Origin of the sequence: Nonomuraea aurantiaca (assembly GCF_020215705.1) — a bacterium.
GTDB classification, from domain to species: Bacteria; Actinomycetota; Actinomycetes; order Streptosporangiales; family Streptosporangiaceae; genus Nonomuraea; species Nonomuraea aurantiaca.
The window spans coordinates 1-1789 of record NZ_JAIWNB010000104.1; the positions used below are offsets into that span (position 1 = coordinate 1).

General features: G+C 67.8%; 1 protein-coding gene. It reads left to right on the forward strand.

The annotated features are described in order from the left end of the window. Positions 1–106: 106 nt before the first annotated feature. Positions 107–1747 carry an ISL3 family transposase gene (locus LDL49_RS56335; RefSeq protein ID WP_225303177.1) on the forward strand — a complete coding sequence of 547 codons (1641 nt, stop codon included), beginning with the start codon at positions 107–109 and terminating at the stop codon, positions 1745–1747. The last annotated feature ends 42 nt before the right edge of the window (positions 1748–1789 follow it).

Below are 1789 nucleotides of genomic sequence, written 5' to 3' on the forward strand. Positions count from 1 at the left end.
TCGTCGGGGTTCGTCGCGATTGAGTAACTGTCCGCGCATGAAGGCGTCCGCTGGGTGATGATCTGGTTCTCCCTGAACTCGATCGTTCACGAGCGGCCGTGGAGTCATGGTGCACCATGCCGAGCAGTCGGCAGGCCAGTCCTGCCTGGAAGTGCTCCTGCCTCACCTGTCGGCCCTGGTCATCGAGGAAACAGCCGATCGCGGCACGTACGTGCTGATCAGAGCGCGAACCCAGGGCGGCCCCGCCTGCTGCCCCCGATGCGGGATGACGTCGTCTCGCCTGCACGGGCATTACCGGCGGCTGCTGCAGGACCTGCCCGCCGGCGGACGGCCCGTACTGATCGCGCTCTCGGTCCGGCGCCTGAAGTGCGAGAACCGGGCCTGCGAGGCCGAGACCTTCGCCGAGCCGATCGCCGGCTTGGCCGTGCGGCACGCCCGCAACACCTCCCAGCTGCGGCGCATGCTGGAATTGTTCGCGCTGGCCCTGGCCGGCAGAGCCGCCTCGCGCCTGGCCGACATGATCGGCATCACGGTCTCCCGCGACACCCTCATCCGGCTGATCCGCGCCTTACCCGAGCCCGCCCTCGACCCGGTCACCGTGCTGGGCATCGACGACTGGGCCAAACGAAAGGGACACTCCTACGCCACCCTGCTGGTCAACATGGAGACCGGCCAGCCGATCGACGTCCTGGACGATCGCACCGCCGACACCGTCACGGCCTGGCTGCACCAGCACCCGGAAATCAAAGTCATCTGCCGAGACCGGGCGGGCGCCTACGCCGAAGCGGCCCGCGCCGGAGCCCCGCAAGCGACCGAGGTGGCGGACCGGTGGCACCTGTGGCACAACCTATGCCGTGCAGCCGAGCACATCGTCCGGGCACACCGCGCTGACCTGCTCAACCCGATCGACCCCAACCCGCCACTCGCCCCCGCCACAGCTGATGCCCCCTCGACAGCACCCATCGCAAGAGCGCCATCACCCGAAGGCGAGGCATTCACCGCATCTCGCACCAAGGAACGGCACGCCCTCATCCAGCAGCTGGTTCATCGCGGGCTGACCGTCACAGCCATCGCCGAGCACCTGGGCCTGGACCGCAAGACCGTGCGCAAATACCGCGACGCCACCAGCCCCGAACAGCTCATCAACGGCCGCCGCCACCGGACCCGCGCCTTCGAGCAGTTCGCCCCCTACCTGCAGCAGCGCATCCGCCAGGATGGGATCACCAACGCCGCCGAGCTGTTCGCCGAGCTGCACGAGCGCGGTTATCGCGGGAGTCGCCGCACCGTCCGCCGCTACTTGGCGCCGCTGCGAGCCGCGGCCGCCACTCCCGATCTTCCCCCGGCACCACCCACCGTCCGCGAGGCCACCCGCTGGATCACCAGCCACCCAGACCACCTCACCGCCCAGGACGAGACCAGGCTCGATGCCCTGCTGAAACGCAGCCCCACTCTGTCTGACCTGGCCAGACACGTCACCGCGCTCGCCAACATGATGATGAAACGCACCGGAGCCACCAACCTCAAGCCGTGGCTCGCCGCCGTTCAGGCCGACGGCATCCCGCAGCTGCACTCCTTCGCCCACGGCATCGAACGTGATCTGGACGCGGTCACCAACGGCCTGTCCCTACCGTTCTCCTCGGGAGCGGTGGAAGGCAACGTGACAAGGGTCAAGGCTCTCAAACGCAGCCGCTATGGCCGAGCCAACTTCGACCTGCTCCGAAAGATCATCCTATGCAACCGATGCTGAAATGACCGTGCGTGACGACGTCACACGCTTTGCGTCAGAGCC

What these genes read in the sequence shown, in the direction of transcription:
- LDL49_RS56335 (WP_225303177.1), top strand. Translation starts at nt 107, where the DNA reads ATGGTGCACCATGCCGAGCAGTCGGCAGGCCAGTCCTGCCTGGAAGTG.